Source organism: Pseudocitrobacter cyperus, assembly GCF_039889165.1.
Lineage (GTDB): Bacteria > Pseudomonadota > Gammaproteobacteria > Enterobacterales > Enterobacteriaceae > Pseudocitrobacter > Pseudocitrobacter cyperus.
In genome coordinates, this window is record NZ_JAYMYY010000001.1 from 283,767 (window position 1) to 310,629 (window position 26,863).

A 26,863-nucleotide genomic window follows, 5' to 3' on the forward strand; every position below is an offset into this window, starting at 1 on the left:
GCATGACTCCTTTTTATTGAAAATAACGTTCACCCAGCCGGATATCGTTTTGTGGGATATGAAACACACGGTAATAGCGAACGAAAACGATGATGGCGGTTATGAGTGTCAGCAGGGCAAAGGCGAAATCGAGTAAGATGATGTATTGCAGGCCGATTCTGGAGAGGTAGCCGGTGATCAGTGGGATAATAAAGTTAGCCACGCCACCCATCATCATATAGATGCTGGTCACTTTGGCCTTGCTCTTCGGGAAAAACTCCGACATCACCGAAACCCCCAGTTGCAGGATGCCGCCGGCTGCAGAGAAACCGATAACAAACGCACCGCCGTTACAGACCAGCGGAGAGGGATAGAGATAAATAATGGCAGCCGTCACCGTGGCTAACCCGGCGTTAAAAACGTTAGCCCAGATTGGGCGAACCTTTTTTTTCAGCAGTGCGGCAAAGATAAAGACGCAGACCAGCGACCCCATGCTGTAGTAAGAGATGGTTTTTAGCGCCTCCGCCTCCGTCATTCCGGCGAATGCCATGGCATATTTTGGCATCCAGACGACGATGACATAAAACGTAGAAAAGGCGGCAACGCCAAACAGCACCGAGGCGACGCCTTCCAGCCAGACCAGAGGCTTGCTGTTCATTTGCGGCAAATCTTTTGCGATGCTGGCATCAATAGACTGACCAGGGAACCGGCTTCGCAGTAGCATCAGGGTAATCAACACAAACAGGATGCCGGGGCAGATCACGGCATAGCCATACCAGATATTATTAAGCAGCATATAGCTGACGATCATCGGGTAGATCATCTGGCCAAACGAAATCATGGCCTTCACCAGAATGACGGCCGAACCGGAGGCTTTTGGGAAACACTCCATCAGCGCCGGGTAGCCGCCGGTATCAAGGGCCGAGTTGGCAATACCGACGCAAATGGCCAGCCCAAATGCCACCACCAGATTCGGACTGGCGGGAATACCAAAGAAAAAGAGCATATACGAGGCAACGCCCAGTAAAATAATCGCCCGGCGACCAAACTTATCGGACAGCACACCAAAAAAGAGAATACTGATCAGTCTACCGAGACCAATTCCGGAAATTAAATAGGCTATTCCGGCATTGTCCGTGGAAAATTTTTCAGCCAGCGGCGTCATGTTTTGCGCCAGAGTGATAACACTGATGCCGTGTAGAAAATAACTTAAATAAATACAAAAAACCGCCAGGATAAATGGCGTGCCGAACGTCTTATTGTGAGACATTTCCCCGCTCCTTGACTTTGAAATTATTCTTTGCGCGCCACACGTTTCTTTCCGTTGGCGCTTTCCTGTTACTATACGAGGGCAATAAATGCTGGCCTACATAGCATGGCGTTTTAGTTACCAGGTATATTGCATGTTAAAGTGTGAATGTTGTGGTTTATTCCTGTGGTGTGTCCGATATCGTTGTTTTTATCCAGCCTATTTTGCAGGGAGGGATAATAATATTGCATCCAGGTGTATAAGTTCAGAGCGTCAGCATCGGGCGTCGTTTTTCCTCAGCGTAGCTGCGATAACCAAGAAATAACGCCAGTAAAAAACCCAATGCGGCGATAGCGGTGTCAAACCACATAATATCTGCGATGCTTCTTTCTGACAGATGGGCGGTAATCAGGGGGATGGTAAACGTCGCTATGCTGCCTGCGCTGTAGTAAATACCGGTGGCTTTACCTTTTGCGTGGGTAAAGCGAGCCGCCATCAACGTCAAACCAATTTGTACCACGCCGCCTGCCGAGGAAAAGCCGATGACAAAGGCGAAAATGGTCACGACAGTGGCGGTTGGATAGAGACACACGGTGACGAGCGCGATAAACGAGATGAAGGTATACAGCATCAATAACGTGGTGGGGCGAACCGTTTTGCGTACCAGCGGTGCGGTGATCATCACGCACAGCAGAGAGCCGCAGGTATAAATACTCAGCAGCTTAATGGCTGATGTATAAGGCATTCCGGCAATGTGCTGACCATATTGCGCCAACCACTGGCTGATAAGGTAAAACGTCGCCATCGAGACATAGCCATAAAGGGTGTAGCTTGCCAGGTCAACAAACGAACAGTGGGGGGCCTTATCCTCCGTCGGTGATGGCGTACAAGAGCGGGGGCGACCCGGATGAGCAGGAAAGGTGCAGCGCAGCAAAAAGAGGCCATTAAGCAGCATAATGCCCGCCGCGATGATGAATGACCAACCGAACCACAGGTTCGCCCATACCAGCAGGCTGATAATCATCGGCAGCAGGAATTGCCCGGCAGAAACAAACGCTTTAATCAGAATATTGGCGGTGCTGGGGGTATCGGGAAAAGCCTCCATCAGGCTGGGATAGGTACCGGCATCGAGAAAGCTGTTGGCCATTCCGGCAAGAAAACCAAAGGCGTAGGCCATAACAATATTATTTGTGCAGAGAATGCCGAAGAAAAAAATGACATAACAGACCATCCCGGTTAACACAAATGGCCGTCGGCCGAAGCGATCTGACAGAATGCCCGAAAAAAAGAGAATACTTAATCGCCCAATGCCCAGTGACGATATAACAATGGAAACGCCTGCGGCGTCAGTCTGCCATTGTTGTTCCAGCGCCTGCATATTCAGGCTCATCAGTATCACGCCCATGCCATGAACCAGATAATTGAGATAGAGTCCTGCCGCGGTAGGTAAATAAACTATTTTCATTTTGTTTGCTCTGCAGACGTGCAATATCCGGCATGTTCTGCGAAATTAAGGTATGGTCTAATACAAGAATTAGAGGTGAGGTTTTTCAATCATCTATGAAGAAAGCCGCTCCAGATCGTGAGAATAAAGTTCAGCAGCAACGGACTGATAGATTTTCCAGTCAAGAAATTCACCTTGTGAATAAACGCTGCGGAAGGTTTCCAAATCACGAAAAACGCGCATGGTATTATTACCGATACGATGATTAATTTTCTGAATAATCGCATTAATGTGCATGATTCTTTTTTGGCGGATTGCCAGCATTTTTTCAATAATAACGTCGGGGATCGTTTGCCGACCCTCTTCCCACGATTGCCAGGCTTTAATATCGCCATCGCAGGCAACCCAGTTCGCACACTCGTCAATTGTTAACGCTAAAATATGGCGTAATGCTTGTAGCTCATCGGCGTTCATCATTTTGTGCCCTCAAAAAAAGATAGAGCATAAATAGCATTCTTACGTCGTAGCTGGATTGAAGAGGGTCACACTATCTACTGCAACATAGTATGCGTTGCAGGGGGAGAGGGAAGCGCTTAAAAAAAAGCCCATCGTGGGAGATGGGCAAAGACTACACACAGCAATTCATTGTTTCACTCAGGGGATTTCCATGTTTATAAATCAAGCTGTTGATTTATAACCGTGTGCTAATAGTAGGCATGTCACTTTTTCACGTCGATCAGATTCGTCTCAATAGTTAAAATTGTGTGAATGATTTTTAATTGCGCCAGGGGCGGATGCCATCATTTGATGGCATCCGTTAACATTACAAGGGGGGATTGATAAGAAAAACTTAAGTGACGGGCGGTTGTTTACTCTTTTTTATCGCTGACGGCATCAAACTGCTGTAACTCCTCCAGCACCTGATCCGGATCGGTCGTTGGCGGGGGAACTTCATGCAACCAGGCATCAAACAGGCGCCAGGAAACCGCCAGCAGTACCGGGCCGATAAACAGGCCTATCATGCCAAACGCGACCAGACCACCGATAACGCCGGAAAGAATGAGGATCATCGGCAAGTCCGCACCCATACGGATCAGCATTGGACGGATAACGTTATCCATGGTGCCTACCACGCAACTCCATACCAGCAGCACCGTGCCCCAGGTGGTATCGCCTGTCCAGTAGAGCCAGATAATCGAGGGGATGAGCACCAGTAGCGGCCCCAACTGCACCAGGCAGGAGAAGATCATTACCACGGTGAGCAGCGTGGCGTAGGGTACGCCAGAAATAGCCAGGCCAATGCCGCCGAGAATGGCCTGTGCCAGCGCGGTGACGACCACGCCCAGCGCCACGGCGCGAATCGCCTGACCCGCCAGCAGCACCGCCGCGTCACCACGTTTGGCCGCCAGACGGGTTGCAAAATAGCGGATCCCAAATGCCACTTTTTCGCCCTGCCAGTAAAGAAGCGCGCTGAACAGCAGCATTAAACCGCTGTGCATCAGGAAGCGCCCGATGTGCGCCGCCTGACCGACGAACCAGGTGGTCGTGGTGCCGATATACGGGCGCACTTTCGCCATAATGGCGCTGCCGCCCATATCCAGCAAACTGTGCCAGCCCTGATAGAGTTTCGCACCGACAAACGGAATGCTGTTCAGCCAGGCGAGTTCAGGCAGCGTCAACGTTCCTGAGGTAATGTCATGTACCAATGGGGCACTGCCGTCGACAACGCTATTGACCAGCAGCGCAATCGGAATCACGAACAGTAAGAAAAGCAGCAGCGTCATCACCAGCACTGCGAGGCCACGACGGCCAAAAAGAATGCGTTGCAGACGCAACAGCACCGGCCAGGTGGCGATCACGATGGTGGCAGCCCAGGCGAAACCCAGAATAAATGGCTGAACAATCCATAAACAGGCGATGATCATCAGTGCTAAAAACAGCACAGATAGCAGTATTTGCGGTATATCGCGAGGCCGTTGAAACGTACTCATAGATCAGTTTTACCTTCTTTTGTACGCCAGAGCGCTGGCGCGGCGTAAGCCCTTATATTGATAATAATATCAAACTGTTTAACGGGGCGATTTTGCACTTAAATCTACCGGGCGTATAAGAAAAAAATGTGATACAACGATAAATGCGCTACGCAAACGATTAAACATGAGCCTCTTCCTGTGGAAGGCGCGCATGTACAACAACACCAACTATTCAGACAGGGTCAAGCGTGATGATCCCACAAATTTCTCAGGCACCAGGCGTGGTTCAACTGGTGCTGAATTTTTTGCAGGCACTGGAGCAACAAGGTTTTACCGGCGATACCGCCACTCAATATGCCGACAGGCTGACAATGGCAACCGATAACAGCATTTATCAGTTGTTGCCGGATGCGGTGGTGTTTCCCCGCTCGACGGCGGATGTGGCTCTGCTGGCACGTCTGGCAGAGGAAGAACGTTTCCGTTCACTCATCTTCACCCCGCGTGGCGGCGGTACTGGCACCAATGGGCAGGCGCTGAATCAGGGCATCATCGTTGATATGTCCCGATATATGAATCGCATTATTGAAATCAACCCGGAAGAAGGGTGGGTGCGGGTCGAAGCCGGGGTTATTAAAGATCAGCTCAATCAATATCTCAGGCCATACGGCTACTTTTTCTCTCCCGAGCTATCAACCAGTAATCGCGCGACGCTTGGCGGCATGATCAATACCGACGCCTCAGGTCAGGGGTCGTTGGTCTACGGCAAAACCTCCGATCATGTGCTGGGTGTGCGGGCGGTGCTGCTGGGCGGCGACATTCTGGATACGCAGCCGGTTCCGGTCGCGCTGGCAGAAACCCTGGCGAAAGAGCAGTCCGCTTCCGGGCGCATTTACCGCACGGTTTTTGAGGGTTGCCGTGATAACCGACAACTCATCATCGACAAATTTCCAAAACTAAATCGATTCCTCACAGGCTACGACCTGCGGCACGTCTTTAACGATGAGATGAGTTCGTTTGACTTAACCCGAATCCTCACCGGTTCAGAAGGGACGCTGGCGTTTATCACCGAAGCGCGGCTGGATATTACGCCGCTGCCGAAGGTACGCCGGCTGGTCAATATCAAGTACGACTCGTTCAACTCCGCGCTGCGCAATGCGCCGCTGATGGTGGAAGCCCGCGCGCTGTCGGTCGAGACGGTCGACTCCAAAGTGCTTAATCTGGCGCGGGAAGATATCGTCTGGCACTCGGTCAGCGAACTGATTGCCGATGTGCCGGATAAAGAGATGCTCGGCCTTAATATTGTCGAATTTGCCGGAGACGACGAGGCGCTGATTGAAGAGCAGGTGACTTCACTGTGTCAGCGTCTGGATGCACTGATTGCCCGTCAGGAAGGCGGCGTGATTGGCTGGCAACGTTGTAACGAACTGGATGGTATTGAGCGTATTTACGCGATGCGTAAAAAAGCGGTCGGGCTGTTGGGGAATGCTAAAGGCGCGGCGAAGCCCATTCCGTTTGCGGAAGATACCTGTGTACCGCCGGAGCATCTGGCGGATTATATCGTTGAGTTTCGTGCATTGCTCGACGGTCACGGCCTGAGCTACGGTATGTTTGGCCACGTTGACGCGGGTGTGCTGCACGTGCGTCCGGCGCTGGATATGTGCGACCCACAGCAGGAGATCCTGATGAAACAGATCTCCGATGATGTTGTCGCGCTGACCGCCAAATATGGCGGCTTGCTGTGGGGTGAACACGGTAAGGGTTTCCGTGCGGAGTACAGCCCGGCCTTCTTCGGCGAGCAACTGTATGACGAACTGCGGAAAGTGAAAGCCGCATTCGACCCGCTTAACCGACTCAACCCCGGTAAGATTTGCGCCCCGGCGGGCGTGGATGCTCCGATGATGAAAGTCGATGCGGTTAAACGCGGCACCTTTGACAGGCAGATCCCCATCGCGGTACGCACCTCCTGGCGCGGAGCGATGGAGTGTAACGGCAACGGTCTGTGCTTTAACTTCGATGCCAAAAGCCCGATGTGCCCGTCAATGAAGATAACGAACGATCGTATCCACTCTCCGAAAGGCCGCGCAACGCTGGTGCGGGAATGGCTACGCCTGCTTGCCGATCGCGGTGTTGATCCATTACTGCTGGAAAAAGAACTGCCGGAGAAACGCGCCAGCCTGCGTTCGTTGATTGATCGTACCCGTAACTCCTGGCATGCGCGCAAAGGTGAGTACGATTTCTCCCACGAGGTGAAAGCGGCAATGTCCGGCTGCCTGGCCTGTAAAGCCTGCTCGACCCAGTGCCCGATTAAAATTGATGTGCCGGACTTCCGCGCCCGTTTCTTACAGCTCTATCACACGCGCTATCTGCGCCCGGTGCGCGATCATCTGGTGGCGACGGTGGAAAGCTATGCGCCGCTGATGGCGCGCGCACCGAAAACGTTCAACTTCTTTATGAGCCAGCCACTGGTACGTAAGCTGTCAGAAAAGCACATTGGGATGGTCGATCTGCCGATGCTTTCCGCGCCGTCATTGCAAAAACGGCTTACCACCCATCGCTCCGCCAATATGACGCTGGAGCAACTGGAAGCGTTGTCGCCGGAGCAAAAAGCGTTAACGGTGCTGGTGGTGCAGGATCCTTTCACCAGCTACTACGATGCACAGGTCGTGGCCGATTTTATTCGCCTGATTGATAAACTGGGCCTGCAACCGGTGCTGCTCCCGTTCTCACCGAACGGCAAGGCGCAGCACATTAAAGGTTTCGTCACCCGCTTTACCAAAACCGCGCGTAAAACGGCAGATTACCTGAATCGCGTAGCGGAACTCGGCATCCCTATGGTGGGCGTCGACCCGGCTCTGGTGCTGTGCTATCGCGATGAGTACAAGCAGGTGCTGGGTGATAAACGCGGTGACTTTAATGTCATGCTGGTGCACGAATGGCTGCCGCAGGCGCTGGAGGACATTCACAGCCAGGAGTCCGGCGGTGAATCCTGGTATCTCTTTGGTCACTGTACGGAAGTCACCGCATTGCCTGCGGCAACTAAACAGTGGGCGGACATCTTCGCCCGCTTTGGCGCCAGGCTTGAAAACATCAACGTCGGCTGCTGCGGCATGGCAGGCACCTATGGCCATGAAGTGAAAAATCACGAAAACTCCCTCGGGATTTATGCGTTATCATGGCAGCAGGCAATGCAGCGTTTGCCACGCAATCGCTGTCTGGCGACCGGTTACTCATGCCGCAGCCAGGTGAAACGTGTTGAAGGGAATGGCGTTCGCCATCCGTTACAGGCGCTACTGGAGATTATTGGATGATTTGGAGACGACAGACGACTCTCGAAGCCCTCAATGCGATGAATGAGGGGACGATGATGGCGCTACTGGATATTCGTTTTGACGCCATGGGTGAGGATGTTCTGGAAGGCTCAATGCCGGTCGATCATCGTACACATCAGACTTTTGGTTTATTGCACGGCGGGGCTTCTGTGGTGTTGGCGGAAACGCTGGGGTCGGTTGCAGGTTATCTGTGCACTGAAGGCGAGCAGGGCGTGGTTGGGCTGGAAATCAACGCTAACCACATCCGTTCCGTGCGCAGTGGTCGCGTTCGCGGTGTCTGTAAACCGATTCATACCGGACGACGCAACCAGGTGTGGCAAATCGAAATTTTCGATGAAGAGGGGCGATTGTGCTGCACTTCGCGCCTGACGACGGCGGTTGTGTGATCCTGATGAAAAGGCCCAATGTGCTGGGCCTTTTGCTTATTTGACCGTATCGTCTTTAACCGTATCACTCGCGCCATTTTTCTGAACGGACGCGATCCCTTTTTTCGCCGCATCCTTACTTGAGTACATTTCACTGGTCGCAATGGTTTCGTGATTATCGGCCTTTAGTAAAAAATACCACGGCTGCGCAACGGCTTTTTCGGATTTCTTAATAACATAATAACCCATGATTTCTCCCGTTAATTTTGAAGGGGGTCATCAATGATGTAGGTCAGATTTAGCGATCCGGCAAGTCTGCGTACCGTTAGTGTGAGCGAGAGGGGCTGAAAGGTCGAAAAGCTATCAAATAAATAGGCATTAACAATACATCTTTTATTCATCAACCACTTCCAGCGATTACTCTTCCTTAATCTATTATTTTTCAAAGTGTTGTAAAAATATAGCTATCCCGGTTGCCTGTGGATTCAGGGTCTATGCTTATAAAAAGCATCTGTAAAGCGGGTCTGATGAGAATACCCCTGTTGCGGATGGGTTGAAGTGATAATCATTATCACTAACATGGTGTTATGCCTTTGATGGCTTAACCAGTGAGGTAGACCAATGGATGTAGATTCAGGAACCTTTGATCCCAATGATTTCGCATGGCGCGGCCTGACGCTGACGCCCGCTGCGGCAGCGCAAATTCGCAATCTGGTGAGTAAGCAGCCGGGCATTCAGGGAGTGCGTCTGGGTGTTAAGCAGACGGGCTGCGCCGGATTCGGCTACGTGCTGGATACGGTAAGCGACCCCCGTGAGGACGATCTGCTGTTCGAATCTGAGGGCGCAAAGCTGTGGGTTCCCCTTCAGGCCATGCCTTTTATCGACGGCACTGAAGTGGATTATGTGCGCGAAGGATTAAATCAGATATTTAAATTTCATAACCCGAAAGCGCAGAACGAATGCGGCTGCGGCGAAAGTTTTGGGGTATAGGCGGTACGATTATGACGCGCAATACTGAAGCAACTGACGATGTCAAAACCTGGACCGGCGGCCCGCTGAACTACAAAGAGGGCTTTTATACCCGGTTACAAACCGACGAACTGGCCAAAGGAATCAACGAAGAGGTGGTTCGCGCCATTTCGGCGAAACGCAATGAACCTGAGTGGATGCTGGAGTTCCGCCTGAATGCGTTCCATGCCTGGGAGCAGATGAAAGAGCCACACTGGCTCAAGGCAAACTATGCGTCGCTCAATTATCAGGATTACAGCTATTATTCCGCGCCATCCTGCGGTAACTGCGATGAGAACTGCGTATCTGAGCCGGGCGCGGTGCAGCAAACAGGCGCTAACGCCTTCCTGACCGATGAAGTGGAAGCCGCGTTTAACCAGCTTGGCGTACCGGTGCGTGAGGGCAAAGAGGTTGCGGTGGATGCTATCTTCGACTCTGTCTCTGTCGCCACGACCTATCGGGAAAAACTCTCAGAGCAGGGGATCATTTTCTGCTCGTTTGGCGAAGCGATCCACGATCATCCGGAACTGGTTAAACAGTATCTGGGGACGGTGGTGCCCTCCAACGATAACTTTTTCGCGGCGTTGAACGCGGCGGTCGCCTCTGACGGCACCTTTATCTACATTCCGAAAGGGGTGCGTTGCCCGATGGAGTTGTCGACCTATTTCCGTATCAATGCGGAAAAAACCGGTCAGTTTGAACGCACGATCCTGGTGGCGGATGAAGGCAGCTATGTCAGCTACATCGAAGGCTGTTCCGCACCGGTGCGCGACAGCTATCAGCTTCATGCCGCAGTGGTTGAGGTTATTATCCACAAAGATGCGGAAGTAAAATATTCCACGGTACAAAACTGGTTCCCAGGTGATAACAACACCGGCGGCATACTGAATTTCGTCACCAAACGCGCGTTGTGCGAAGGCGAAAACAGCAAAATGTCATGGACTCAGTCGGAAACCGGTTCAGCCATCACCTGGAAATACCCAAGCTGTATTCTGCGCGGTGATAACTCGATTGGTGAGTTCTTCTCGGTTGCACTGACCAGCGGCCATCAGCAGGCGGATACGGGCACCAAAATGATCCATATCGGCAAAAACACCAAATCGACCATTATCTCGAAAGGCATCTCTGCAGGGCAAAGCCAGAACAGCTATCGCGGATTGGTGAAAATCATGCCGACTGCGACGAATGCCCGCAACTACACCCAGTGCGACTCTATGCTGATTGGCCCCGACTGCGGCGCGCATACTTTCCCGTATGTCGAGTGCCGCAACAACAGCGCCCAACTGGAGCATGAAGCGACAACCTCGCGCATTGGCGAAGATCAGTTGTTCTACTGCCTGCAACGCGGGATCAGCGAAGACGATGCCATCTCAATGATCGTCAATGGCTTCTGTAAGGACGTCTTCTCCGAGCTACCTCTGGAGTTTGCCGTGGAAGCGCAAAAACTGCTGGCGATAAGCCTCGAACACAGCGTCGGATAAGCGTTAAGGGAACACTATGTTAAGTATTAAAGATTTGCAGGTTGCAGTTGAAGAGAAAGCGATCCTGCGCGGTTTGAGCCTTGATGTTAAGCCTGGCGAAGTACATGCCATTATGGGGCCGAACGGTTCAGGGAAAAGCACGCTCTCGGCGACCCTTGCCGGACGCGAAGATTACGAAGTCACCGGCGGCGCGGTAACGTTTAAGGGCAAAGATCTCCTTGAACTTTCGCCGGAAGACCGGGCGGGAGAAGGTATTTTCATGGCCTTCCAGTATCCGGTGGAGATCCCAGGCGTCAGTAACCAGTTTTTCCTGCAAACGGCGCTCAATGCCGTGCGTAAATATCGGGGCCAGGAAGCGCTGGATCGCTTCGACTTTCAGGATCTGATGGAAGAGAAAATCAATCTGCTGAAGATGCCGCAGGATCTGCTGACCCGCTCGGTAAACGTCGGTTTCTCCGGCGGTGAGAAAAAGCGCAATGATATTCTGCAAATGGCGGTGCTGGAGCCGGAACTGTGTATCCTCGATGAAACAGATTCCGGGCTGGATATCGATGCCCTGAAGATTGTCGCTGATGGCGTAAACTCGCTGCGCGACGGTAAGCGATCGTTCATTATCGTCACCCACTACCAGCGCATTCTCGACTACATCAAACCGGATGTGGTGCATGTTCTTTACCAGGGGCGGATCGTGAAATCCGGAGACTTCACCCTGGTGAAACAACTGGAGGAGCAGGGCTATGGCTGGCTTACCGAACAGCAGTAACGCACTGCAACAGTGGCATCATCTGTTCGAGGCGCAGGGCGGGACGCGTTCGCCGCAGGCGCGTGAGCATCTGCAACAGGTGCTGCGCTTAGGATTGCCGACGCGTAAAGATGAAGACTGGAAATACACCGCGCTGGACGGTTTGCTCAACAGTCAGTTTGTTGCGCCGGTGGCGACGACGCTTGACGATATCGTCCCGGATTCGCTGGCATTGACGCTGGACGCCTGGCGACTGGTGTTCGTCGATGGCCAGTTTGCGCCGGGGTTGAGTGACCCGCTTGAAGAGAGCGGCTTTAACGTCACGGTTAACAACCTGCGGGAAGGATTACCTGCCGCCATCAACAGCGAGATATTTCTGCATCTGACGGAAAGCCTGGCATCGACGGTAACGCATATTCACGTAGCGCGTAATCAGCGCCCGGCGAAACCCTTGCTGCTGATGCATATCACGCGCGGCCTGGCGAGCGATGAAATGAATACTGCGCACTATCGCCACCATATTCAGCTTGCGACGGGAGCGGAAGCGACGGTTATCGAACACTACGTCAGCCTCAATGAACAGCGTCACTTTACCGGGGCACGTTTCTCGATGGACGTTGCCGACAATGCCCATTTGCACCACCTGAAAATGGGGTTTGAAAACCCGCAGAGCTACCACTTCGCTCATAATGACATTCGTCTGGGACAGGATGCGAGCGCTCATAGCAGCAGCTTCCTGCTGGGGGCCGCCGTCACGCGCCATCACACCAGCACTCAGCTTAATGGGGAAAACAGCACCCTGCGCATCAATAGCCTGGCGATGCCGGTGAAAGCTGAAGTGTGCGACAGCCGCACCTGGCTTGAACACAACAAAGGCTATTGCAACAGCCGTCAGTTGCATAAAACTATCGTCAACGATAAAGGTCGCGCCGTGTTTAACGGCCTGATTAACGTCGCCAAACACGCAATTAAAACCGACGGGCAGATGACGAACAACAATCTGCTGCTTGGCCGACTGGCGGAAGCCGATACCAAACCGCAACTGGAAATCTATGCTGATGATGTGAAATGCAGCCACGGCGCGACGGTGGGGCGTATTGACGATGAGCAACTCTTCTATCTGCGATCGCGCGGAATAAGCGAACAGGATGCGCGCAAGATAATCATTTACGCTTTTGCCGCTGAGCTGACGGAAGCGATCCCTAATGAGGCGCTAAAACAGCAGATCCTGGCGCGTATCGGCCAGCGTTTGCCAGGAGGTGCACAATGACGTTTTCCGTACAACAGGTTCGCGCCGATTTCCCGGTATTGAGTCGGGAAGTGAATGGACAGCCGCTGGCTTACCTTGATTCTGCCGCCAGCGCGCAAAAACCAGAACAGGTGATCCGCGCCGAAGCGGAATTTTATCGCCACGGCTATGCGGCGGTACATCGGGGGATCCACACCCTTAGCGCCGAAGCGACCCAGAGAATGGAAGAGGTGCGCCAGAAAGCCGCGAACTTCCTCAATGCGCGTTCCGCTGAAGAACTGATCTTTGTGCGCGGTACCACCGAGGCTATCAACCTTGTTGCCAATAGCTGGGGGCAGGAGAACGTTCGGGCGGGCGATAACATCATCATCACCGCCATGGAGCACCACGCGAATATTGTTCCATGGCAGATGCTCTGCGCCCGGGTCGGCGCAGAGCTGCGGGTGATCCCGCTTAATCAGGACGGCACGTTGCAGATGGAAAAGGTCGCGCCGCTGTTTGATGAACGCACGAGGCTCCTGGCGGTGACTCAGGTTTCTAACGTGCTGGGAACCGAAAACCCGGTTGCGGCATTGATTGCGCAAGCGCATCAGCACGGGGCGAAAGTGCTGGTGGACGGTGCGCAGGCGGTGATGCATCACCCGGTCGATGTGCAGGCGCTGGATTGCGATTTCTATGCCTTCTCAGGCCATAAGCTTTATGGCCCTACCGGTATCGGCGTGCTGTATGTGAAAGAGGATATCCTGCAGGCGATGCCGCCCTGGGAAGGTGGCGGCTCGATGATTGCCACCGTCAGCCTGACGGAAGGCACCACCTGGGCGAAAGCGCCGTGGCGGTTCGAAGCGGGCACGCCGAATACGGGCGGTATTATCGGACTCGGCGCAGCGTTTGATTACCTCAATGGGTTGGGGCTTGCGGCGATTGGCGAGTATGAACAAACGCTGATGCGCTACGCACTCGATGCGCTGGCTGATGTTCCCGATCTTCATCTTTATGGCCCGTCGGACAGGCTGGGTGTTATCGCTTTTAATCTGGGGACGCATCACGCCTATGACGTCGGCAGTTTTCTCGACAACTACGGCATTGCCGTTCGCACCGGGCACCATTGCGCGATGCCGCTGATGGCTTTCTATCAGGTTCCGGCGATGTGCCGGGCGTCGCTGGCGATGTACAACACCTTTGAAGAGATCGACCGCCTGGTGACGGGGCTGCGGCGTATTCATCACTTATTGGGATAACAGGGAGGAACAATGGCTGCTTTACCGGATAAAGAGAAGCTGCTGCGCAACTTTGGCCGCTGCGCCAACTGGGAAGAGAAGTATCTCTATATCATCGAACTTGGCCAGCGACTCGCGCCGTTAAGCGCTGAGGCGCATAGCCCGGAGAATATTATTCAGGGCTGCCAGAGCCAGGTGTGGATTGTGGTTTCTCGTAATGCTGACGGCGCGGTCGAATTACAGGGCGATAGCGATGCCGCAATCGTAAAAGGGTTGATTGCCGTCGTTTTCATCCTCTATGACAAAATGACGCCGGAAGATATTCTCGCCTTTGATGTCCGCCCGTGGTTTAGCCAGATGGCGCTCACGCAACACCTCACGCCCTCGCGCTCGCAGGGGCTGGAAGCCATGATTCGCGCGATACGCGCGCAAGTGGCTAACTTCAGCTAATATAATATAGACAGCTTTCATACAGTTACGCGAGGCAGGAAGCGCCTCGCTGGCCGTTCTGCTTTCTGGCGGTTTGTCAGTGAATGTGAATAAGGAATCCCATATGAAGCGCGCGTCTCTTATTACTCTTAGCATTTTGGCTGCCCTCAGCGCTGTGCATAGCGCCTGGGCCGTTGATTATCCGCTGCCTCCTGCCAATAGTCGTCTGATTGGCCAGAACCAAACCTATACGGTTCAGGAGGGCGATCGTAACTTGCAGGCCATCGCGCGACGTTTCGACACGGCGGCGATGTTGCTCATCGAGGCCAACAACACGATGGCGCCTGTGCCAAAACCGGGAACGGTTGTGACCATCCCTTCGCAGATGCTGCTACCGGATGCTCCGCGTGAAGGCATCATTGTCAATCTGGCGGAGCTGCGGCTCTATTATTTCCCGCCGGGAGAAAACCAGGTGCAGGTTTATCCCATAGGGATTGGGCTACAGGGACTCGAAACGCCGGAAATGACGACCCGGGTAGGGCAAAAGATCCCCAATCCAACCTGGACGCCACCTGCGGGGATTCGCGCCCGCTCTGCGGCGAAAGGGATAAATCTCCCTGCGGTTGTGCCCGCCGGGCCGAATAATCCGTTAGGGCGCTATGCGCTGCGTCTTGCTTACGGCAACGGCGAATACCTGATTCACGGCACCAGCGCGCCGGATAGCGTGGGGCTGCGCGTAAGTTCAGGCTGTATTCGCATGAACGCGCCGGACATTAAAGCGCTGTTCAGTCAGGTTCGTAGTGGGACGCCGGTGAGGGTGATTAATGAGCCGGTGAAGTATTCGGTTGAGCCAAATGGCATGCGTTATGTCGAGGTTCATCGTCCGCTCTCGCAGAACCCGGAGCAGGATACGCAGAATCTGAGCTTCACGCTCTCGTCCGATTTTACGCAATTTTCTCAGCACACTGATGTGAGCAAGGAGCAGCTCCAGAAAGCGTTGACGCGTCGGGCGGGGTATCCGGTCGCCGTGAGTGCTGAAAAAGGCACAGCACGCGCGACAGAGCCGTCATTATCGATGCAGAGTGATAAGCGTGGTGATGTCGTTGCAGAAGGGGGCGTGTCAGGAACGGTAACGCAATAGCGGGAGATAAATCACAGGCAAAAAAAATGGCGCACAATGTGCGCCATTTTATTACCAGAACTCTTACTTACGGTAAGAGTGAGCCTGGTTGTCCAGACGCTGGTTAGCGCGAGCTGCGTCATCTTTAGCAGCCTGAACGTCGGAACGGATTGCGTTCACGTCGTTGCTCAGCTGGTCAACTTTAGCGTTCAGAGTCTGAACGTCAGAAGACAGCTGATCGATTTTAGCATTGCTGGAGCAACCTGCCAGCAGAGTAGAACCCAGGATTACCGCGCCCAGTACCAGTTTAGTACGATTCATTATAAATACCCTCTAGATTGAGTTAATCTCCATGTAGCGTTACAAGTATTACACAAACTTTTTTATCTTGAGAATATTTTTTTATCCTAAAACCCTTATTTTTGATCGTTCGCTCAAAGAAGCATCGACTTTTCCCCTGATGAAAGAAAAATGCTATGAAAACAGTGGAGTTCCATCGGATTCATCTTAGATAACCAGCATTTAAATAGTGAAATCCGATTTGCTTTTTTATTGAGCATGGTGATTAGAGGTAATAAAAAAAGCGCCCCGAAGGGCGCTTTTTATTCGCATCTGAAATAGATCTGTAAATTATTACAGTACGTGTACGGATGCCGTATTGGTGGTTCCGCTTGGAACCAGTGCGCCGGAAACCATCACGACAACGTCGCCTTTCTGCGCCAGGCCGCTTTCCAGAGCGACTTCTTTACCCAGACGATAGAAATCATCAGTAGAAGAGATTTCTTTCACCAGTTGCGGTACAACGCCTTTGCTCAGTACCAGTTGGCGAGCAGTCGTTTCGTTGGTGGTCAGAGCCAGGATGGTGGCATCCGGGAAGTATTTACGTACTGCGCGAGCGGATTTACCGCCCTGGGTTGCAACCACGATCAGCGGCGCATCCAGTTTTTCAGCCGTTTCTACCGCACCGCGGCAAACAGCTTCGGTGATACGCAGTTTACGGCTGTCGTTGTTGAACTCCAGACGGCTGGTCATCACGCGGTCGGTACGTTCGCAGATGGTCGCCATGATGGTCACAGCTTCCAGCGGGTATTTACCCTTAGCGGATTCGCCGGACAGCATGACAGCATCGGTACCATCCAGGATGGCGTTAGCAACGTCGCCCGCTTCTGCGCGAGTAGGGCGCGGGTTTTTGATCATGGAATCCAGCATTTGGGTCGCAGTGATAACGACTTTACGAGCGCGGATACATTTTTCGATGATCATTTTCTGCGCGAAGATAACTTCTTCAACCGGGATTTCAACGCCCATGTCGCCACGCGCAACCATGATGCCATCAGAAGCTTCGAGGATTTCGTCGAAGTTGTTCAGGCCTTCCTGGTTTTCGATTTTGGAGATGATCTGGATCTTCTCGCCACCGTGTGCTTTCAGGTGCTCACGGATTTCAACAACGTCAGAACGTTTACGGATGAAGGACGCCGCCACAAAGTCAACGCCTTGCTCGCAACCGAAGATCAGATCCTGTTTGTCTTTTTCGGCCAGAGCTGGCAGCGCAATGGAAACGCCCGGCAGGTTAACGCCTTTGTTTTCGCCCAGGTCGCCGTTGTTCAGCACTTTACAGATAACTTTGTTACCTTCGATAGCGGTAACTTCCATGCCGATCAGACCATCGTCAACCAGAACGGTGTTGCCAACGGACAGGTCGGTGGTGAAACCTTCATAGGTTACTGCAACGATTTCGCTGTTGCCGACAACAGATTTGTCAGTGGTGAAGGTGAAAGTCTGGCCTGCTTTCAGAGAGACGTCATTGCCGCCTTCCAGCTTGATGGTACGGATTTCCGGGCCTTTGGTATCCAGCAGGATAGCGGCTTTCTGGCCGGTTTTCTTCATCACGTTGCGCAGGTTCTGGATGCGCTGACCGTGTTCAGCATAGTCACCGTGGGAGAAGTTCAGACGCATAACGTTCATGCCCGCGTCTAGCATTTTGCCTAACATCTCTTCGGATTCGGTTTTCGGACCGATGGTGCAAACAATTTTGGTCTTTTTCATGACAGTCTTAGTCTTTAAGTTGAGTAAGTTGAGAAGGATATGGGAATCTCGCTCCATAAGCGCACGGCCACGGAGTCAAACCGGTGATACGAAACTTGCAACGCCACGCCATCATAAGGATAGGTGACATCAAAAAAGCGTGCAGAGGAAAGTGTGCTAGCGATTCAGCAAACTGAAAGATACGATGTTTTTGTCGGTTATTAATACAGTTCAATGAGCTGAAACCATTCAAGAAAGAATCGGCGCGTATTATACGGTGTTGCAGCGAAAAAAGAAAATAAAAACAGCGTTTCAAAAATTAAAAGACTTGGGTTAACAAAATAAAAACTTTTCCAGTAAGGTATTATAACAACATGAAAATTCTTTTTACCGGGCCAAAGGTCGTAAAGTACGACTTTTGCGTTTCACGCGTTCGTCATTGATGAATTTGATTTATCGCGGATTTAAATCAATAATATTTTGATTATTAATGGAAAAAGGGAGAGATGACGATGGGAAATCTCAGCAAAGATGAAGCGATGTACCAGGAGATGTGCCGGGTAGTGGGCAAAGTTGTGCTGGAAATGCGTGATTTAGGCCAGGAGCCGAAACATATTGTGATTGCGGGCGTTGTGCGCACCGCGCTGGCAAACAGCAAAGTCCAGCGTTCAGAATTAACCCAGCAAGCCATGGAAAAGGTCATTAAGGCGCTTGCAGGGCAGTAATACGTCAGGCAATAACAAATCGCAGAACGGCTTTTACTGCAATATCGCTATGATGCGCAATTAAAGCTTCATCATCAATTTCCGGCAGCGGGCCATCGAGATACAGACTGTTAAAGCTGTAAAAGTTGGAGACCTGATAAAAGCTAAAACTGCTGATGAGGCGATGGACATCACGCGCTTCGATATCCGATTGAAAAATATTCTGCTGCTGGCCACGCTGTAAAATATTTTCAAGCAGGGACAGGGCGCTTTTATTGACCTGCTTAAAGTTGTCCGAGGACAGTAGCCACTTCCCGCGCTGCATATTCTCCATGCAAATAATTCGCATAAAGTCTGCATGGGTGGCGTGATAGCGCACACTCCATTTTACCAGTTGTACCAGTGCCTCCACCGGGGGGCAATTTTCCAGCCCAAGCTGCTGTTCCGTTTCGCGAATGCGCGTATAGACGTACTGCAACACGGCCTGGTAAAGCGCCTCTTTGGTTTTAAAGTAATAGACCACCATACGCTTGGTGGTCTGCGCCTCTCCGGCAATCTGCTCCATGCGTGCGCCAGCCAGCCCATGCTCTGCAAAAATGGCGATCGCGGCGGTGAAAATCCTCTCTTTCAGAGAATGCGCTTCATCGTGAACAACGGTGGACATAACAACTCCTGTTTTTTCCAAGAACAAAAAATACACGTAATGATCACAATTTGGCAACCAAACATGGCAGGAATGAACCAAATGATTCATATTCATTCCATCTATTCGTCATAACAGGGGAAGCCGATGCTGCGCTCTATTGCCACTGTTTCGATCTCCGGAACATTGCCTGAAAAACTGAGCGCCATTGCGGCGGCGGGCTATCAGGGTGTTGAAATCTTTGAAAACGATCTGCTCTATTATACCGGTACGCCCGCTGAGATCCGAACGCTGGCCGACGATCTGGGATTAAAAATCACCTTATTTCAGCCTTTTCGTGATTTCGAAGGGGAGAGCCGCGAACAGTTTGCCGCCAACCTTGAGCGAGCACGGCGTAAATTTGCGCTGATGCATGAGTTGGGTTGCGACACGCTGTTGTTGTGCAGCAATGTCTCTCCCCATTGCTCCGCAGATTTTGACCTTCAGGTGGCGGATCTGCGCGCCCTGGCGACGCTTGCGGAGCAGGAAAATATTCGCATCGGCTATGAAGCGCTGGCGTGGGGAACGCATGTTAACCACTGGTATCAGGCGTGGGAGCGGGTAAAGGCAGTCAATAGTCCGGCGATGGGTATCGTACTGGATAGCTTCCATGTTCTCTCACTCGGCGACAACCTGAAACGGCTCGATGACGTGCCGCTGGAGAGCATAACCTTTCTGCAACTGGCGGATGCGCCGCTGATGAAAATGGATGTGCTTGAGTGGAGCCGCCATTTTCGATGCTTCCCTGGGCAGGGTGAGCTTCCGCTGATTGAGTTTGCCAGTGAACTGACCCGTCGGGGCTATCGCGGGCCCTGGTCGCTGGAAATCTTCAACGATGGTTTTCGCGCCTCTCCCAACGGCGCGACGGCAAAGGATGGCTACCGTTCATTGCTGTGGCTGGAGGAGCAAACCCGGCAGGCGTTAGGGCAGACCGATGCCGACCTGTTTACCTCCCGGCCTTTGCCGCAGTGGCACGGGATGGAATTTATTGAATTTGCCGCAAGCCCGTCTGATGCGAAAAAACTGGGAATGATGCTGGCCGGGATGGGCTTTCGCCAGACCGGGATGCACCGCTCAAAGCAGGTGGCGTTGTGGTGCAACGGCGAGGCGCGGGTTGTCATTAATTATCAACCCCATAGCTGGGCTGACCACTTCTATCAGCGTCATGGGGTTTCGCTTTGCGCGATGGCTCTGCGCGTGAGCGACAGCGCGTCGGTGATCGCCCGCGCGCGCGCTTATGGCTATGCCACCTGGCAGGGGGAGGCGGGCCCGAATGAAAGTACGATCCCGGCCGTGTGCGCACCGGACGGTAGCCTTATCTATCTTATTGATGAAAATCAGAATATTTACACCCAGGACTTCAATCTGACGCCCGATGAAAACCCAGGCGGCTTCACTGGCATTGATCATCTGGCTCTGGGAATGGAAGCCGATAGCCGTGATAACTGGGTGATGTTCTTCCGTTCTGTCTTTGGTTTTGTTCTGGAGCATGAACAAACCATGCCCGATCCCTACGGTCTGGTGCGTAGCCTGGCGGTGCAAAGCCCGCAGGGCAATATTCGTTTCGCGCTCAATATTTCGCAAAGCCGCGCTACGCAGATCGCACGTTCGGTGGCCTGCTATCAGGGCGCGGGCTTACAACATGCGGCCTTTTCCTGCCGTGATTTATCGCAAGCGCCGCCTTTCGCATCGTCTATCGCATTACCTGTTCCGGCAAACTACTACGACGATTTAGTCGCGCGTTTTGGTCAGCCGGAAATGATGGCAACGCTGAAGCAGCAGCAAATCCTCTATGACCGTGACGCGCAGGGCGGGGAGTTTTTCCATCGCTATAGCTGGCCGTTCAGTGAAGGTCGCTTCTTTTTTGAATTGACCGAAAGGCGGGAAGGTTACGCCCAGTATGGGGCAGCAAACGCCGCTGTACGCCTTTCGGCGATGCAGTACCGTCAGTTGCTGTAGCTGTACCAACCGGTTCACTCCGGAGTAAGACCATAACAATAAGCATTCATCTGCACTCTACAACGACAGGTAAGCCCTATGAACACATATAGCCATAATCGCGTGGCGACCGCTGAGGCGGTGGCGGTGGTTCCCCGCACCAGGCGGCGGATTGTCATTCTTGCGCTGCTGGCGGCAGGAACGATGATTAACTATCTCGACAGAACCGTATTAGGCATAGCCGCCCCGCAGCTTACCCAGGAGCTGGGGATCGGCGCGGCCATGATGGGGATTGTCTTTTCAGCGTTTGCATGGACTTACGCGCTGGCGCAAATCCCGGGCGGGATGTTTCTCGACCGATTCGGCAATAAAGTGACCTATTTTCTGGCGCTGAGTTTCTGGTCACTGTTTACATTGCTTCACGGTTTTGCCATCGGCCTGAAAACACTATTGCTATGCCGCTTCGGCCTTGGAGTCAGTGAAGCGCCGTGCTTCCCGGTGAATAGCCGGGTTGTCAGCGCCTGGTTTCCGCAACAGGAGCGGGCGCGCGCTACGGCGGTTTACACCGTGGGCGAATATCTGGGGCTGGCCTGCTTCGCGCCGCTTCTGTTCTGGATCATGGACGGCTTTGGCTGGCGCACCCTGTTCATTACCGTTGGCCTCTTCGGATTACTGTTTGCGCTGGTGTGGTGGCGCTGTTATCGCGAGCCGCACGAGGATAAACGTCTTAGCGAGCAGGAGCGTCATTACATCGAGGAAGGCGGTGGCATCACCACGGGCACCGAGAAAAAGACCCACTTTAGCTGGCCGCTTATCCGCCAGTTACTGGCGAAAAGACAGATCCTTGGCGCGAGTATCGGGCAGTTTGCCGGTAATACCGTGCTGGTTTTCTTCCTCACCTGGTTCCCAACCTATCTGGCGACCGAACGGCATATGCCGTGGCTGAAGGTCGGTTTCTTCGCCATCCTGCCATTCCTGGCTGCGGCGGGCGGCGTCATGTTCGGCGGTTGGGTATCGGATAAAATTCTCAAAGCGACGGGCAGCGCCAATATCGGGCGCAAATTACCCATCGTGGTGGGATTGCTGATGGCAAGCTGCATCATCACCGCCAACTGGCTGGAGAGTGATACGGCGGTGATCCTGGTGATGTCTTTCGCTTTCTTTGGTCAGGGGATGGTTGGGCTCGGCTGGACGTTGATCTCTGATATGGCGCCGAAAGGGCTGGGCGGCTTAACCGGCGGGCTGTTTAACTTCTGCGCCAACCTCGCGGGCATACTTACGCCGCTGGTGATCGGCTTTATCGTCGCCGCATTTGGCAATTTCTTCTATGCGCTGATTTACATCGGCGGCGCGGCGCTGCTGGGCGTGGTGGCCTATCTCTTTATTCTTGGCGATGTGAAACGTATTGAACTGGATAATCCACAGGGAGAATGACATGCAGATTAGCGGGCACACGCGCTTAATAGCCCATCTTGGCTATCCGACTGAAGGCTTTAAAGCCCCAATGATCTACAACCCCTGGTTTGCGGAGCAGGGCGTGGACGTCAAAGTGGTGCCGGTTGGGGTAAAGCCTGAAGATTATGCGACGCTCGTTCCGGCGCTGTTCACGATGAGCAACATCGCGGGGGCGCTGGTGACGATGCCGCATAAGATTGCCACCTGCGCGCTGATGGCGCGGCTGAGCCCAACGGCCACGATTGCTGGCGCGTGTAATGCCATCCGTCGCGAGGCGGATGGCTCATTAACTGGCGAGATGTTTGACGGCGATGGTTTTGTCCGCGGCATTCAGCGTAAAGGTTTTCAGACGCAGGGAGCCCGGGCGCTGGTGGTAGGCAGCGGGGGAGTGGGTTCGGCCATTGCCGCTTCGCTGGCGGCGTCGGGCGTTTCAGCTTTAACGCTCTATGATAACCGCCCGGAGGTTGCCGGAGCGCTGGCCACACGATTACAGGCGCACTACCCACGGTTGAAACTCACGCTGATGAGCAACGATCCCACCGGACATCACCTGGTGGTGAACGCCACGCCGCTTGGCATGAACCCTGATGACCCGCTACCGTTGCCCGCAGAGCGGCTGACGCCGGAGATGTTCGTCGGTGAGGTGGTGATGAAGCAGACGATCACGCCATTGCTAAAACTTGCCAGGGAACACGGCTGCGCAATCCAGCAGGGGACAGATATGTTGTTCGAGATGATCCCCGCGTATCTCGATTTCTTCCATCTGCCGGTGGCGACGCCGGAGCAGTTGCGTAAACTGGCGCAACTGGATTAACCCATTGAGAGCCTGATGCGAAGCGCCACCCGGCAGCCTTCCCCGGGTGCGTGTCGCGCATAATCCCGCTAGAATAGCGTTTTGTTTCGGACTTTTTGTCATGTTACCCACCTTAACGCTTTTCGCCGCCGGCAGCCTGCGGCGTGCTTTTCTTCCGCTGAGTGAACGTTTCACTGCGCAAACCGGTATCGTGGTGAATGTTCAGTTTGGCCCGGCGGGACTGTTGCGCGAACGCATAGAAGCAGGAGATGTTTGTGATGTGTTCGCCTCGGCTAACGCCCAACATCCGCAGACTCTGGTTGAACATGGTCTGGCGCGGGAAAGCCAGATTTTTGCCCGCAACACCTTGATCCTGACTGCACACCGCCGCTGTCAGGGCGACGCCTTAACGCTCCTGCGCGACCCCGCTCTGCGGCTGGCAACGTCCACGCCGGGCTGCGATCCTTCCGGCGACTACACCTGGCAGTTGTTTGATAATCTTGATGCCCTTGAACCGGGTCTCGGCGAGCAGCTAAAAGTTCGAGCCAGGCAGTTAGTCGGGGGACGTGATTCACTCGTCATCCCGCCAGGAGAAATCGCCGGTGGATGGTTAATCCATCAGGATCTGACCGATCTGTTTATCGGTTATGCTCACTATGCCGCGGCCCTGACGCACGATAAAAGTTTGCGTGTGGTCACGTTACCGCAGGCGCAGAGCCTACGCTGTGAGTATCACATCGCGCGGATTGCGCAGAGTGAAAATGCGCAGAAACTGTACGCCTTTATTCTTGCTGAAGAGGGGCAACGTTGCCTGCGCGATGCGGGTTTTTTAGCGGTGAATTGAGAACAGCGGGGCCAGCACCGGGCAGGCATAATCATCAAGCTGAACTCTGCGCACTGGCAGGCCGTAGGCGCGTTGTAGATTGACTTCCTGAACGACCTCGTGGGTTGCCCCCGCCAGCCATTCGCCGTCAGGCAACAGCAATAGCGTGTGGCTGGCAATTTGTAACGCATGTGTGGGGTCGTGAGTAGTAAACATCACCGTTCGCGCCTGCTGGTGCGCCAGGTTACTGATCAACTGAAGCACCGTCTGCTGATTGGCGAGATCCAGCGCGGAACAGGGCTCATCCAGTAAAATATTCTGGCTGGCGCTCACCAGCGCTCGCGCAATCATCACCAGTTGTTGCTGACCGCCGGAGAGCGCATGGAATGGCGCATCAGCGAGGCCACCAATATTCAACGCTTCCAGCGCCAGCATCACCTGTTGCTCATCTTCCCGCTTCGGCTGCGCAAACAGGGCGATATGCCGCGCGCGGCCCATCAGGACGACATCCCGTACCCGCCAGGCGAAGGCCGGACGAAAAGACTGCGGCACAATGGCCGCGCCGCCAGAAACATGCACACTGCCGGAAATTGCCGGTAGCACGCCGGTTATCGTATCGAGTAGCGTACTTTTCCCTCGTCCGTTTGCCCCTATAATGGCCCAGATTTCGCCGGCATGGCAATGAATGCTCATCGGCGAAAACAGCGGCTGGTCATGACCATATTCAAGGGTTGTCAGGGAGAGTGAGGATGTCATGGGCGGGCTCCTTTTCGGGCGTTGCGCACCAGCAACAGTGTAAACAGCGGTGCGCCAATCAACGCGGTGATAATGCCGATGGGGATCTCTGCTGCCGTCAGCGTGCGCGCCGCATCGTCCACCACAATCATAAAACTGCCGCCTAACCAGAAGGCGGTTGGCAGCAGACGACGATGATCCGCCCCGGAGAGTAAGCGCGCCAGATGCGGGATCACCAGCCCGACCCAGGCAATACTGCCGCTCACCGCCACCTGTGCGGCGACCAGCAGGGCGCAGCAGACCAGCACGCCACGACGTAACGGTGTCACGTTTATACCTAATGCGGATGCGTCTTTGTCATCGAGTGACAGCAGATTGATGCGCCAGCGCAGCATAAACAGAATTGATGCACCAATACCCACCGGAAGCGCCAGCATCAGCGTTTTTTGCCAGTTGGCGGTGGCGAAACTGCCAAGCAGCCAGAATACGATGTTAGGCAGTGTCTCTTCAGTATCGGCGAGATACTGCATCAGGCTCACCAGAGCCGCGAAAAAACCGCTCAAAATAATCCCGGCAAGGATGAGGATAAGTGTGCTTTCCTGACGCCCAAACGCGGCTATCAGATAGACCAGATACAGCGCCAGCAGGCCAAAGAAGAAAGTCGAACCCATCATCAGCGGCGCGCTGAACCCGCATAAAATCGCCAGTGTTCCGCCGAAAGCTGAACCCGAGGTGACGCCGATAATGTGCGGGTCGACCAGCGGGTTCTGGAATACGCCCTGAAGTGTGGCACCAGACAAGCCAAGAGCGCCGCCCGCCAGCAACGCCATCAACAGGCGCGGTAAACGTACTGACCAGACAATCTGTTGCGCAATATCCGCAGGCGCACCGGGGTGAAAGAGTTGCCAGAGCACAGTGCCCAGCGGGAGCGGATACTGACCAAAACAGAGTGAGATGACGGCAAGAGAGAGGGTGAGCAGCACTAACCCACTCTGAAGTGCCAGCGGTTGATTACGGCTGAGCATGTGCCTGCCAGTCTGTGCGGTAGAAACATTGATAGTAAGACTGAGCCTGAGCGTCGACGTCGACGTTTTTATAGCGCTCAGGATAGAGTTTCTTCGCCATCCACAGTTCGCCAATCGCCAGTGCTTCCGGCATCGGGTAGCCCCAGGCTTTGGCGTATTCCGGCATCAACCAGACGCGATGATTTTTTACCGCGTCAATCGCCTGCCATTGCGGGTCCGTGGTTATCTCTTTCACCACTTCAGGGTAGCGATCCTGCACGAAAATGACCTGCGGGTTCCACTGTAAAACCTGTTCCAGCGAGACCTGGCGCGCCCCTTTAACCGACGCGGCTGCCACGTTCATCGCACCAGCATGCTCCATCATCAACCCGGTATATTTTCCCGAGCCGTAGGTGTTGAGATCCGGGTTCGCCATGTAAACGCGGACTCTTTTACTCGAGGCAATATCGGCCACCGGGGCATTGAATTTCTGGCGTGCTTTAAAGGTGTAATCAATCAGCGCTTCAGCCTGCTTACTGCGGTTAACCACTTCACCAATCAGGCGGATACCCTGTTTTAACCCTTCGTTATAGGCGCGTTCTTCATCCGCCATTGTCGGGTTCATTTTATTCTTTTCGCCTGTGGCATCTTCGCGCAGGGAAACTGCTATTACTGCTACGCCGGCATTCTGGATCTGTTGGATCATCGCCGCAGGCGCATAGTTCGCGACGAACACCACCTGCGGATGGAGCGCCAGCAGGCTTTCGATATTCACCTGCGTCAGGTCGCCAGGCATTGGCAGGGTGGTTATGTTCGGCATAAATCGCGCGAAATCAGGGCCAAGTTGTTTTTTCCAGCTACTGAGAACGCCAACCACGTCTTTATCGGCGTCTAACTGCACCAGCAGATTGAGCGTTTGGTGTTGCAGAACCACCACGCGGTTAACGGTATCGGGCAGGGTGACCTGACGGCCAAGCTGGTCGGTAAGGGTGCGATCCGCCAGGGCGGGTGAAGCAACGGCAAACGTGGCGCAGAGCAGCGCAATGCCGGGGAGCAGACGTTTTATATTCAACATGGAGTGACTCTTTGAGACGGGAAGTTACGGTGTATATTTGAATA

Annotated in this window: 26 protein-coding genes and 1 other RNA gene; 14 read left to right on the forward strand and 13 right to left on the reverse strand. The window is 53.6% G+C overall.

Annotation, left to right across the window (positions count from 1 at the left end; all coding sequences use genetic code 11):
• Positions 1 to 13 precede the first annotated feature (13 nt).
• The 5 genes from VSR74_RS01380 to ydiK form a co-directional block, all read right to left on the reverse strand.
• On the reverse strand, positions 14 to 1,249 hold the full coding sequence (locus VSR74_RS01380) for an MFS transporter (protein WP_347793033.1): 1,236 nt from the start codon (positions 1,247 to 1,249) through the stop codon (positions 14 to 16).
• Positions 1,250 to 1,493: 244 nt separating this feature from the next.
• Positions 1,494 to 2,693, reverse strand: coding sequence for an MFS transporter (locus VSR74_RS01385; protein ID WP_347793034.1), 1,200 nt, complete (start codon positions 2,691 to 2,693; stop codon positions 1,494 to 1,496).
• A gap of 93 nt (positions 2,694 to 2,786) precedes the next feature.
• A complete protein-coding gene (locus tag VSR74_RS01390) occupies positions 2,787 to 3,146 on the reverse strand; it encodes a YdiL family protein (protein WP_347794333.1) in 360 nt (119 codons plus the stop codon).
• A gap of 119 nt (positions 3,147 to 3,265) precedes the next feature.
• Positions 3,266 to 3,373, reverse strand: an RNA gene (gene rprA, locus VSR74_RS01395) — antisense sRNA RprA.
• A gap of 168 nt (positions 3,374 to 3,541) precedes the next feature.
• A complete protein-coding gene (ydiK, locus tag VSR74_RS01400) occupies positions 3,542 to 4,663 on the reverse strand; it encodes an AI-2E family transporter YdiK (protein ID WP_347793035.1) in 1,122 nt (373 codons plus the stop codon).
• A 233-nt stretch (positions 4,664 to 4,896) separates the two neighbouring features.
• On the opposite strand from ydiK, the gene ydiJ reads away from it, so the two are divergent.
• A complete protein-coding gene (ydiJ, locus tag VSR74_RS01405; RefSeq protein WP_347794334.1) occupies positions 4,897 to 7,953 on the forward strand; it encodes a D-2-hydroxyglutarate dehydrogenase YdiJ in 3,057 nt (1,018 codons plus the stop codon).
• On the forward strand, positions 7,950 to 8,360 hold the full coding sequence (menI, locus tag VSR74_RS01410; RefSeq protein WP_347793036.1) for a 1,4-dihydroxy-2-naphthoyl-CoA hydrolase: 411 nt from the start codon (positions 7,950 to 7,952) through the stop codon (positions 8,358 to 8,360). The genes ydiJ and menI overlap by 4 nt, the downstream gene beginning before the upstream one ends.
• Before the next feature lie 36 nt (positions 8,361 to 8,396).
• On the opposite strand, the gene VSR74_RS01415 is transcribed toward menI, so the two are convergent.
• A complete protein-coding gene (locus VSR74_RS01415; RefSeq protein ID WP_347793037.1) occupies positions 8,397 to 8,588 on the reverse strand; it encodes a YegP family protein in 192 nt (63 codons plus the stop codon).
• 372 nt (positions 8,589 to 8,960) lie between these two features.
• Between VSR74_RS01415 and sufA the strand changes: the two genes are divergently transcribed.
• The 7 genes from sufA to ldtE all read left to right on the forward strand — a co-directional run bounded on the left by sufA (position 8,961) and on the right by ldtE (position 15,606).
• Positions 8,961 to 9,329: a Fe-S cluster assembly scaffold SufA gene (sufA, locus tag VSR74_RS01420; protein ID WP_347793038.1), complete on the forward strand. Its 369-nt coding sequence runs from the start codon at positions 8,961 to 8,963 to the stop codon at positions 9,327 to 9,329.
• A gap of 11 nt (positions 9,330 to 9,340) precedes the next feature.
• A complete protein-coding gene (sufB, locus tag VSR74_RS01425; RefSeq protein WP_347793039.1) occupies positions 9,341 to 10,828 on the forward strand; it encodes a Fe-S cluster assembly protein SufB in 1,488 nt (495 codons plus the stop codon).
• A 16-nt stretch (positions 10,829 to 10,844) separates the two neighbouring features.
• Positions 10,845 to 11,591 (forward strand): Fe-S cluster assembly ATPase SufC, encoded by a 747-nt coding sequence (gene sufC, locus VSR74_RS01430; protein ID WP_347793040.1) that lies wholly within the window; start codon positions 10,845 to 10,847, stop codon positions 11,589 to 11,591.
• Positions 11,566 to 12,840: a Fe-S cluster assembly protein SufD gene (gene sufD, locus VSR74_RS01435; RefSeq protein WP_347793041.1), complete on the forward strand. Its 1,275-nt coding sequence runs from the start codon at positions 11,566 to 11,568 to the stop codon at positions 12,838 to 12,840. Before sufC ends, sufD begins: the two co-directional genes overlap by 26 nt.
• Positions 12,837 to 14,057 (forward strand): cysteine desulfurase SufS, encoded by a 1,221-nt coding sequence (gene sufS / locus VSR74_RS01440; protein WP_347793042.1) that lies wholly within the window; start codon positions 12,837 to 12,839, stop codon positions 14,055 to 14,057. Before sufD ends, sufS begins: the two co-directional genes overlap by 4 nt.
• Before the next feature lie 12 nt (positions 14,058 to 14,069).
• Entirely contained in the window at positions 14,070 to 14,486 is a 417-nt protein-coding gene (sufE, locus tag VSR74_RS01445; protein WP_347793043.1) for a cysteine desulfuration protein SufE, read from the forward strand.
• A gap of 103 nt (positions 14,487 to 14,589) precedes the next feature.
• The gene (ldtE, locus tag VSR74_RS01450; protein WP_347793044.1) at positions 14,590 to 15,606 is read left to right on the forward strand and encodes a L,D-transpeptidase LdtE; all 1,017 of its coding nucleotides are present in this window, start codon (positions 14,590 to 14,592) and stop codon (positions 15,604 to 15,606) included.
• 63 nt (positions 15,607 to 15,669) lie between these two features.
• Here ldtE and VSR74_RS01455 read toward each other — a convergent pair whose 3' ends face one another.
• The 3 genes from VSR74_RS01455 to ynhH form a co-directional block, all read right to left on the reverse strand.
• Entirely contained in the window at positions 15,670 to 15,906 is a 237-nt protein-coding gene (locus tag VSR74_RS01455) for a major outer membrane lipoprotein (RefSeq protein ID WP_007374746.1), read from the reverse strand.
• A 312-nt stretch (positions 15,907 to 16,218) separates the two neighbouring features.
• The gene (pykF, locus tag VSR74_RS01460) at positions 16,219 to 17,631 is read right to left on the reverse strand and encodes a pyruvate kinase PykF (protein ID WP_347793045.1); all 1,413 of its coding nucleotides are present in this window, start codon (positions 17,629 to 17,631) and stop codon (positions 16,219 to 16,221) included.
• Positions 17,632 to 17,638: 7 nt separating this feature from the next.
• On the reverse strand, positions 17,639 to 17,926 hold the full coding sequence (gene ynhH, locus VSR74_RS23290; protein WP_459349915.1) for a protein YnhH: 288 nt from the start codon (positions 17,924 to 17,926) through the stop codon (positions 17,639 to 17,641).
• Positions 17,927 to 18,122: 196 nt separating this feature from the next.
• Here ynhH and fumD point away from each other — a divergent pair, with 196 nt between their 5' ends.
• Positions 18,123 to 18,335 (forward strand): fumarate hydratase FumD, encoded by a 213-nt coding sequence (gene fumD, locus VSR74_RS01465; protein ID WP_347793046.1) that lies wholly within the window; start codon positions 18,123 to 18,125, stop codon positions 18,333 to 18,335.
• 4 nt (positions 18,336 to 18,339) lie between these two features.
• On the opposite strand, the gene VSR74_RS01470 is transcribed toward fumD, so the two are convergent.
• On the reverse strand, positions 18,340 to 18,978 hold the full coding sequence (locus VSR74_RS01470; RefSeq protein WP_347793047.1) for a TetR family transcriptional regulator: 639 nt from the start codon (positions 18,976 to 18,978) through the stop codon (positions 18,340 to 18,342).
• Positions 18,979 to 19,104: 126 nt separating this feature from the next.
• Between VSR74_RS01470 and VSR74_RS01475 the strand changes: the two genes are divergently transcribed.
• The 4 genes from VSR74_RS01475 to modA all read left to right on the forward strand — a co-directional run bounded on the left by VSR74_RS01475 (position 19,105) and on the right by modA (position 24,026).
• A complete protein-coding gene (locus VSR74_RS01475) occupies positions 19,105 to 20,955 on the forward strand; it encodes a bifunctional sugar phosphate isomerase/epimerase/4-hydroxyphenylpyruvate dioxygenase family protein (protein WP_347793048.1) in 1,851 nt (616 codons plus the stop codon).
• 78 nt (positions 20,956 to 21,033) lie between these two features.
• Entirely contained in the window at positions 21,034 to 22,368 is a 1,335-nt protein-coding gene (locus VSR74_RS01480; protein WP_347793049.1) for an MFS transporter, read from the forward strand.
• Position 22,369: 1 nt separating this feature from the next.
• Complete coding sequence (locus VSR74_RS01485; protein WP_347793050.1) at positions 22,370 to 23,203, forward strand: shikimate dehydrogenase family protein; 834 nt, start codon at positions 22,370 to 22,372, stop codon at positions 23,201 to 23,203.
• Positions 23,204 to 23,303: 100 nt separating this feature from the next.
• Positions 23,304 to 24,026 carry a molybdate ABC transporter substrate-binding protein gene (modA, locus tag VSR74_RS01490; RefSeq protein ID WP_347793051.1) on the forward strand — a complete coding sequence of 241 codons (723 nt, stop codon included), beginning with the start codon at positions 23,304 to 23,306 and terminating at the stop codon, positions 24,024 to 24,026.
• Here the strand turns inward: modA and VSR74_RS01495 are convergent.
• From VSR74_RS01495 to VSR74_RS01505, 3 genes are read right to left on the reverse strand one after another with little or no spacing between them, the layout of a single operon-like run.
• The gene (locus tag VSR74_RS01495; protein ID WP_347793052.1) at positions 24,012 to 24,761 is read right to left on the reverse strand and encodes an ABC transporter ATP-binding protein; all 750 of its coding nucleotides are present in this window, start codon (positions 24,759 to 24,761) and stop codon (positions 24,012 to 24,014) included. The two genes, modA and VSR74_RS01495, sit on opposite strands and share 15 nt — an antisense overlap.
• Positions 24,758 to 25,765, reverse strand: a complete 1,008-nt coding sequence (locus tag VSR74_RS01500; protein ID WP_347793053.1) for a FecCD family ABC transporter permease — start codon at positions 25,763 to 25,765, stop codon at positions 24,758 to 24,760. Before VSR74_RS01500 ends, VSR74_RS01495 begins: the two co-directional genes overlap by 4 nt.
• On the reverse strand, positions 25,752 to 26,819 hold the full coding sequence (locus VSR74_RS01505) for an ABC transporter substrate-binding protein (protein ID WP_347793054.1): 1,068 nt from the start codon (positions 26,817 to 26,819) through the stop codon (positions 25,752 to 25,754). Before VSR74_RS01505 ends, VSR74_RS01500 begins: the two co-directional genes overlap by 14 nt.
• Positions 26,820 to 26,863 lie beyond the last annotated feature (44 nt).

Coding starts and splice junctions, on each gene's coding strand:
- VSR74_RS01380 (WP_347793033.1), bottom strand. CDS start 1,249: ATGTCTCACAATAAGACGTTCGGCACGCCATTTATCCTGGCGGTTTTT.
- sufA (WP_347793038.1), top strand. CDS start 8,961: ATGGATGTAGATTCAGGAACCTTTGATCCCAATGATTTCGCATGGCGC.
- VSR74_RS01480 (WP_347793049.1), top strand. CDS start 21,034: ATGAACACATATAGCCATAATCGCGTGGCGACCGCTGAGGCGGTGGCG.
- VSR74_RS01390 (WP_347794333.1), bottom strand. CDS start 3,146: ATGAACGCCGATGAGCTACAAGCATTACGCCATATTTTAGCGTTAACA.
- ldtE (WP_347793044.1), top strand. CDS start 14,590: ATGAAGCGCGCGTCTCTTATTACTCTTAGCATTTTGGCTGCCCTCAGC.
- ydiK (WP_347793035.1), bottom strand. CDS start 4,663: ATGAGTACGTTTCAACGGCCTCGCGATATACCGCAAATACTGCTATCT.
- sufD (WP_347793041.1), top strand. CDS start 11,566: ATGGCTGGCTTACCGAACAGCAGTAACGCACTGCAACAGTGGCATCAT.
- VSR74_RS01455 (WP_007374746.1), bottom strand. CDS start 15,906: ATGAATCGTACTAAACTGGTACTGGGCGCGGTAATCCTGGGTTCTACT.
- VSR74_RS01495 (WP_347793052.1), bottom strand. CDS start 24,761: ATGACATCCTCACTCTCCCTGACAACCCTTGAATATGGTCATGACCAG.
- menI (WP_347793036.1), top strand. CDS start 7,950: ATGATTTGGAGACGACAGACGACTCTCGAAGCCCTCAATGCGATGAAT.
- fumD (WP_347793046.1), top strand. CDS start 18,123: ATGGGAAATCTCAGCAAAGATGAAGCGATGTACCAGGAGATGTGCCGG.
- sufE (WP_347793043.1), top strand. CDS start 14,070: ATGGCTGCTTTACCGGATAAAGAGAAGCTGCTGCGCAACTTTGGCCGC.
- VSR74_RS01485 (WP_347793050.1), top strand. CDS start 22,370: ATGCAGATTAGCGGGCACACGCGCTTAATAGCCCATCTTGGCTATCCG.
- VSR74_RS01385 (WP_347793034.1), bottom strand. CDS start 2,693: ATGAAAATAGTTTATTTACCTACCGCGGCAGGACTCTATCTCAATTAT.
- VSR74_RS01475 (WP_347793048.1), top strand. CDS start 19,105: ATGCTGCGCTCTATTGCCACTGTTTCGATCTCCGGAACATTGCCTGAA.
- sufB (WP_347793039.1), top strand. CDS start 9,341: ATGACGCGCAATACTGAAGCAACTGACGATGTCAAAACCTGGACCGGC.
- VSR74_RS01415 (WP_347793037.1), bottom strand. CDS start 8,588: ATGGGTTATTATGTTATTAAGAAATCCGAAAAAGCCGTTGCGCAGCCG.
- pykF (WP_347793045.1), bottom strand. CDS start 17,631: ATGAAAAAGACCAAAATTGTTTGCACCATCGGTCCGAAAACCGAATCC.
- sufC (WP_347793040.1), top strand. CDS start 10,845: ATGTTAAGTATTAAAGATTTGCAGGTTGCAGTTGAAGAGAAAGCGATC.
- sufS (WP_347793042.1), top strand. CDS start 12,837: ATGACGTTTTCCGTACAACAGGTTCGCGCCGATTTCCCGGTATTGAGT.
- VSR74_RS01505 (WP_347793054.1), bottom strand. CDS start 26,819: ATGTTGAATATAAAACGTCTGCTCCCCGGCATTGCGCTGCTCTGCGCC.
- VSR74_RS01500 (WP_347793053.1), bottom strand. CDS start 25,765: ATGCTCAGCCGTAATCAACCGCTGGCACTTCAGAGTGGGTTAGTGCTG.
- VSR74_RS01470 (WP_347793047.1), bottom strand. CDS start 18,978: ATGTCCACCGTTGTTCACGATGAAGCGCATTCTCTGAAAGAGAGGATT.
- modA (WP_347793051.1), top strand. CDS start 23,304: ATGTTACCCACCTTAACGCTTTTCGCCGCCGGCAGCCTGCGGCGTGCT.
- ydiJ (WP_347794334.1), top strand. CDS start 4,897: ATGATCCCACAAATTTCTCAGGCACCAGGCGTGGTTCAACTGGTGCTG.